This is a genomic window from Microcystis sp. Msp_OC_L_20101000_S702 (genome assembly GCF_007095705.1).
Lineage (GTDB): Bacteria > Cyanobacteriota > Cyanobacteriia > Cyanobacteriales > Microcystaceae > Microcystis > Microcystis ichthyoblabe_A.
On record NZ_SFBO01000214.1, the window covers coordinates 1 to 6,501 of the forward strand.

Sequence of the window (6,501 nt, forward strand, 5' to 3'; positions counted from 1 at the left end):
CCTAAGCCGAGTTTTCAAGGTGCTGCGCCGTCCACTTGGTTTTCGAGACTGGCCTTTTAATTCTAACGTAAAGCCAACCTAGAACGGCGGGGTTTCAGACCCAAAATTTCCGATGATCGCTGCCTGTAAACTGAAAGAGGCCAATATCACGATCTAGGGTTTGCTGAAAAAGTCCCCAGGGGGAATTTAGGAGCCACACAGTTGGCAAAATGGTAGTTTCGTGGCTTAGTTTCTCAATTTCATCTGGCGAGCGCTTTGCGTTCGCCTCCGGAAAGTGCAAGGTTTTAAAGTCCCTCGGATCGATTTCTCAACGTTTGTCTCTGGGACTTTTTTGACTAAAAAAGTCCCAAAACCGTTTTCTAGTAAGGCTTCTAGTAATTTTCAGCCAACCCTACTTAATTAAGCAGTTACTACCGGGGAAGCTAACCGTTTAAAGGTCAATCTTTCATCGGCCACATCGACAAAAATCGTGTCTCCCCCTTTAAATTCGCCGCGCAGAATTGCCTTAGCGATCGGAGTTTCCACATATCTTTGTACTGCCCGTTTTAGGGGTCGCGCACCGTACACTGGATCGTAACCAATTTCTGCTAGATAATCGAGGGCAATATCGGCAAGTTTCAGGGCTAATTTTTGTTCCATCAAGCGATCGCTGAGATTGGCTGTCTGTAGTTTGACAATCGATCGCAGTTGCGCTTTTTGTAAACTATGGAAAATGATCGTTTCATCGATACGATTGAGGAATTCGGGACGGAAACTATTCCGCATTGCTTCCATCACTCGTGCCTGCATTTCCTCGTAACGAGACTCATCACCAGCCACGTCTAAAATGTATTGAGAACCGATATTACTGGTCATAATAATGATGGTATTTTTGAAATCAACTAGATGACCTTGAGAGTCGGTTAAGCGCCCATCGTCAAGGATTTGTAACATAACGTTAAAAACGTCGGGATGGGCTTTTTCAATCTCATCAAAGAGGATGACAGAGTAGGGACGACGCCGGATTGCCTCGGTTAATTGGCCTCCTTCATCGTAGCCGACGTATCCCGGAGGCGCACCCATGAGACGGGAAACGCTGTGTTTTTCCATGTATTCCGACATATCGATGCGAACTAGAGCCTCTTCCGTGTCAAAGAGATTGCGTGCTAGAGCTTTCGCTAATTCTGTCTTACCAACACCCGTCGGACCGAGAAAAATAAAGCTGGCCGTGGGACGGTTGGGATCTGATAAACCAGCGCGGGAACGTTGAATCGCTTCGGCTACGGCTGTGACTGCTTCCTCTTGACCGATGACACTTTCGTGTAATTCGTCTTCCAGATTGAGGAGTTTTTCTTTTTCCGATTCGATTAATTTATTGAGAGGAATTCCCGTCCATTTCGAGATAATTTCGGCGATATCCGATTCGAGAACTTCTTCCCTTAATAAACTTTTACCAGTGGTTTGTTTGTCGGCCAATTGGGTTTCTAGGGCGGACATTTGCCGCTGCAGATCGGTTAATTTTCCGAACTTTAATTCGGCGGCACGATTATAGTCATAATCTCGTTCGGCCTGTTGAATTTCTAGATTAACTTGTTCGATCGCTTCTTTAACTCCACGAACTCTATCGATAATCTCTTTTTCTCCTTGCCATTGGGCATTTAATCCCGATTGTTCTTCCTTGAGGTTAGCCAGTTCTTTTTCTAACTTTTCTAACCGTTCTCGCGAAGCTGGATCGTACTCCCGTTGTAGGGAAAGTCTTTCCATTTCTAACTGGAGAATTTTGCGATCAATTTCATCGAGTTCTTCCGGTTTAGAAGTGATTTCCATTTTCAATTTGGCCGCCGCTTCATCAACTAAATCAATGGCCTTATCGGGCAAAAAGCGATCGCTAATATAACGATTAGAAAGCAGTGCCGCTGCTACTAAAGCATTATCAGCAATTTTTACGCCATGATGCACCTCATAACGTTCTTTAAGACCGCGAAGAATCGAAATAGTATCGACCACATTTGGTTCATCTACTAAAACCTCTTGGAAGCGTCTTTCTAACGCCGCATCTTTTTCGATATATTTGCGGTATTCATCGAGGGTAGTGGCCCCAATACAACGCAATTCACCCCGGGCTAACATTGGTTTTAATAAATTGCCCGCATCCATTGCCCCTTGAGTGGCTCCCGCACCGACAACGGTATGAATTTCGTCAATAAACATGATGATATTGCCTTGGGAATCGGTGACTTCCTTGAGGACAGCTTTTAATCTTTCCTCAAACTCTCCGCGATATTTTGCTCCCGCAATTAAGCCGCCTAAATCAAGAGAAATGAGAGTCCGATCTAAAAGAGATTCTGGTACATCACGGTTAATAATCCGCTGGGCTAATCCTTCGACAATGGCGGTTTTTCCTACTCCCGGTTCCCCGATTAAAACTGGGTTATTTTTAGTCCGACGCGAGAGAATTTGAATCGTGCGACGGATTTCGTCATCCCGTCCAATTACTGGGTCTAATTTACCTTCCCGTGCCAATTGGGTTAGATCCCGTCCGTATTTTTCTAGGGCTTCGTATTTGCCTTCTGGATTCTGATCGGTCACTTTTTGACTACCTCTGACTTGTTGAATAATTTCTTTGAGTTTGTTTTCAGTAAGTCCGAATTCTTGAAAAATATTTTTCCCGAAGCGATCATCTTTAGCGTAACCTAAAATTAAATGCTCGATCGAGATAAAGTCATCTCCAAATTCTCGGCGATAATTTTCTGCTCGATCGAGTAAACTATCTAAACTACGACCTAAATAAATCGAGTCGCCGGGGTTAGAGATTTTCGGTTGACGACGGATAAAGTCATCGGTTCGATCCCGCAAACGGGCTAGACTAATATTAGCTTTACTAAAGACACTGCCCGCTAATCCCTCCTGTTCAAGAAGGGCTTTCATTAGATGTTCGCTTTCGATTTGTTGCTGGCTGTTCTGTTTGGCAATGTCCGGCGTTTTGACGATTGCCTCCCAAGCTTTTTCTGTAAATTGTTGTGGATTGGTTGGCTGCATTTTCTATAAGAGATTACTTTTATACTCTAGAGATTATTCTAGATTGACCAGTTCGTCGGCTCCTAGGGGCTTACCGTACCTAGTTAAGGGGGATTTCCCCTCAATGGTGCGATTTAAGCGGCTAAAGTTTCAAGTTTATAAGCTGTCAGGGATTTAAACTGCGTCTTGGAAATTTTAGTACAAATGTTCAAACTCTCAACCAAGCTAAAATCTTAATTATTGAAGATGTCCACTGATTACTAGAGTTCTTGCATAATTAATTTTGCTTAGGTACTTACTAAATCCGGTTATTAAAGACTGATTATTTATTCCTCCTCTTGCCTATCCTGATATGTAGCCTATACTCAACGGATTTAGTATTACCTAGCACAGTTGAGACAATCACAGTTACAGTAGCGGCTGCAATTAAGCTAAATGCTAACTGAACTACCCATTGTGTAGCTTTTTGATAGTTATCGAATTTTTAGTTAAATTGCTCAAGTTACTTTTTTAATTCTCGTAACTCAGTGAGTATCTGTTGTTGGTTGTCTTGAGTATCCTCAGTTGTCAATGTCATGGGAAATTCAAGGGTTTGTACTGTTTGCTATTTCAGATCATAATCTATCTTGATTGATAACCCACGATGATTAAAGTTAGCGGTGCGTTACACTACGTTAAAGCACCCTACAAAATCGGCGATCGCAATTTTTCGATAATAATCGCATAACGCACGATTTCTATTCCTCAATTATTTGATTTAATTTTTCCTTGAAAATCGTTTCTATTTCTTTATAGGACATCGTTTGAGGTGCGGGATAGTTAAACCCGTCTTTTTTTCGGCTTAATAATACTTCTAGTGCTTCACTAAAAATAGCTTCTTCGTTTCGATGTTCCGAAAGATACTGACGGAGTTCTGCGTTAGTCATTTCCGAAGGTGATTTTTTCATAATTCAAAGTTCCAATTTCCCTGTTCATCGATTAAAATGATTAGAAAGCAATTGACAGATAAAGATAGCGGTATTTTTCTATCAAGGAAAAGTTTTGTAAATTTCTCTACGATGTGCGACTCGTTGACAGATGATGGTTTGATTGGGTTTATCAATAGTCAGGCCAATCCTATAATCTGCAACTCTAATTTTATATTTATCTTTATGTCCTTTCATTTTATCCAGATAGCCTAATTCAAAAGCATTATCGGTTTCTAACTCGGAAAATACGATCAACTCAATACGAGATTGTATGTCTTTTGGCAAAGAGGCTAATTCTTTTAAAAATCTCTTGTTGTATTCAACCTTCCACATTTTTATTTTTAAGCAATTCTAAATATTGTAAGGCTTTTTCTTTGTCTAAGATTTGATCATTTTCAACTTCTTCGATGAGTTTTCCTAGTCCGTAATCCTCTAGGATTTCTTCGATTTTTTCAAATTCAGCAATGGGAATTTGAACGGCAATCGGCTTTTGATCTTTGTCTAATACATAGCTTTTGTTAATTTCTAGCATTTGGTTTTCCCTCCGATACAATTCTTAAAAATTGGCTGTTACCTTTATATGTTACATTTTACAAGTCTCGACGCGAGAGAAGAGAATCCCCAAGTGCCCTTAATCCCCTCACCAAATCTCCAAAATCTCCATAATACCCCCAAATCCCCCCAAATCTCCCAATCACCCAATCCCCACCCAGGGAGGTGTCCATGGGGTGCTTTTAGGTCAAAAGTAACATCCCTTCCCCTGTATATCCAGCTATTATTCACTCGCCAGCCTACCCTATCTCCGAAAGCGTTCCAAACTCTTTCATTATACTCCCGCGTCCCACCGAGTTCGCGGTAGATTTTCGCCTGCACGGAAAAACCAAAACGACCGCTACTATATTTAACCCATAATTGGTCAATGGTTCGCAAATCCTCGCAGGAGAAATTATCGATATCTTCTACCCGTAGCCATCCTTCTGACCTGCGATTGGCTACCTGTAGCATCACGACTCTTGTTTCCTCGTCCGCTTTCTTCCATTGCTGTTGTTCCAGTAAATCCCGTAGCTTCCTGTAATCGATTCCTTTCTCGCTTTTTAGTTCGATTTCTGGCGGTGCTGCGGGTTTCGGGGTTTCTGTTATCGTTTTCGCCGACTCGCCATTTATCGGTTCCGTTTTAGGGGAAGGTGGGACGGGTTGTTGTGTTAATTTTCGATTAATTCTGTCGTAATCTTGCCAGTATTTAGGTCTGGTTGTATCCAAAGCCAGAACTCGTCTCATCAACTGTCGCGCTTCCTCTAGCTTTCCCTCCACTTCCAACTCTAAAGCTTCCACTCGCAATAACTCTATATCGGGAGTCTTTGCCTGTTTCGGTAACAGAATCAGATGATTTTTATAATGCGGTTCGACAATAGAATGGAGGGTTTGCGGGGGTTTGTTGTATTGTCGGTTGATTTCTGGAATCCTTTCGCGGAGACGATTACAGAGTCTTTCTACTGTAGCGCAGTTATTTTCTCCTTGGATTCGTAAAGCCTCTAGAAGTGAATAGGTAAAGGAACCCTGTTGTAGTTCGGGAATTTCGTAGGATTCCTCCGTCGGACTACAGGAAGCGATGGTTATCACTCCCTGTTGCTTTTGCCAGCCTACGGATTTATTGCTAAAGTCGTTCTCGTTGCGACAGGCATCGAGAAAGAGAATGATATTATCTGCACCGCATCTCCGTAAACGTTGGGTAACGTAATTGAGGGAAATGGTCGTCTGTTCGATTAAGGTTGGGTGTCCCTCGCTGGGAACGAGATAATCCTGTCCCTGATGGCGTAATCCGTGACCACTGAAGAAAAACCAGAAATTATCGCCGGTTTCTAAGCGTTGCGACTCGAAAAAGTCTTGCAGGAAAGCCATTAGGTTTGTGTACGTCGGTTTCGTCTCCTGTTGGGAACCATTCGGCGCGGTTATTGGGTCAGACTCATCGGTAAACAGGAAAACTTCGTCAAAATTAATTTCGTCACGACAATAACGCGCCATCTCTACCGCGTCCTGCTTGGCACATTTGAGCGGTTTCAAGCGTTTGTATTGATTTATCCCGATAAATAATCCCCAGTTCGCCATTAGTCTGCAGTCGGTGTATTTTTCTCGTCTCGCTTGAATTTTAAGGTTAATCCGCCTTTGGTGCCAGTCTTAATCCCCGTCCCTAACAATTTTACTTCACCTTCTCCGGTAATCTCTACGCAAAGCTCTACTTCATCGAGTTTAAAACCGGTTTGTTGGTTGACCTGTTTCTGTGCTTGATTGAAGACTTTGCCGATAAGCTGGAGAAAATGGGAGAGTTCTGTCTCTAGCTTCTCTATGCTCACTTTTACGCCGCGAGTCGCAGCTTCGGTGATAATTTTCCTCGTGTCCCAGGGATTGTCATAGGTGTCGTTTCCTTTCGCATCTTTATCGGGGGTGACGGGGGTATCTTCTGCGGTGATAATCCAAATGGTTTCTTCTGGCATAGCGCTCTCGTTTTTCGGCAATGGTTCTCCTTTATTATTCTAGT

6 protein-coding genes and 1 pseudogene are annotated in these 6,501 nt (G+C 42.6%); all 7 read right to left on the minus strand.

Features of this window, described 5'->3' with window-relative positions:
* Positions 1–399: 399 nt before the first annotated feature.
* Complete coding sequence (gene clpB, locus EWV60_RS21820; protein ID WP_069474593.1) at positions 400–3,018, minus strand: ATP-dependent chaperone ClpB; 2,619 nt, start codon at positions 3,016–3,018, stop codon at positions 400–402.
* Positions 3,019–3,319: 301 nt separating this feature from the next.
* A pseudogene (locus EWV60_RS23480) lies at positions 3,320–3,469 on the minus strand (ssr2422 family thylakoid membrane protein); the annotation flags it as partial.
* A gap of 265 nt (positions 3,470–3,734) precedes the next feature.
* Positions 3,735–3,944 (minus strand): DUF6887 family protein, encoded by a 210-nt coding sequence (locus EWV60_RS21825; RefSeq protein ID WP_002734197.1) that lies wholly within the window; start codon positions 3,942–3,944, stop codon positions 3,735–3,737.
* Between the two features lie 81 nt (positions 3,945–4,025).
* The gene (locus EWV60_RS21830) at positions 4,026–4,298 is read right to left on the minus strand and encodes a type II toxin-antitoxin system RelE family toxin (RefSeq protein ID WP_287234712.1); all 273 of its coding nucleotides are present in this window, start codon (positions 4,296–4,298) and stop codon (positions 4,026–4,028) included.
* Positions 4,285–4,497, minus strand: coding sequence for a RelB antitoxin-like protein (locus tag EWV60_RS21835; protein ID WP_002743287.1), 213 nt, complete (start codon positions 4,495–4,497; stop codon positions 4,285–4,287). Before EWV60_RS21835 ends, EWV60_RS21830 begins: the two co-directional genes overlap by 14 nt.
* Positions 4,498–4,541: 44 nt before the next feature.
* Positions 4,542–6,071 (minus strand): GUN4 domain-containing protein, encoded by a 1,530-nt coding sequence (locus tag EWV60_RS21840; protein ID WP_287234715.1) that lies wholly within the window; start codon positions 6,069–6,071, stop codon positions 4,542–4,544.
* Positions 6,071–6,457 carry a Pepco domain-containing protein gene (locus EWV60_RS21845; RefSeq protein ID WP_069474594.1) on the minus strand — a complete coding sequence of 129 codons (387 nt, stop codon included), beginning with the start codon at positions 6,455–6,457 and terminating at the stop codon, positions 6,071–6,073. The genes EWV60_RS21840 and EWV60_RS21845 overlap by 1 nt, the downstream gene beginning before the upstream one ends.
* Between the last annotated feature and the right edge of the window lie 44 nt (positions 6,458–6,501).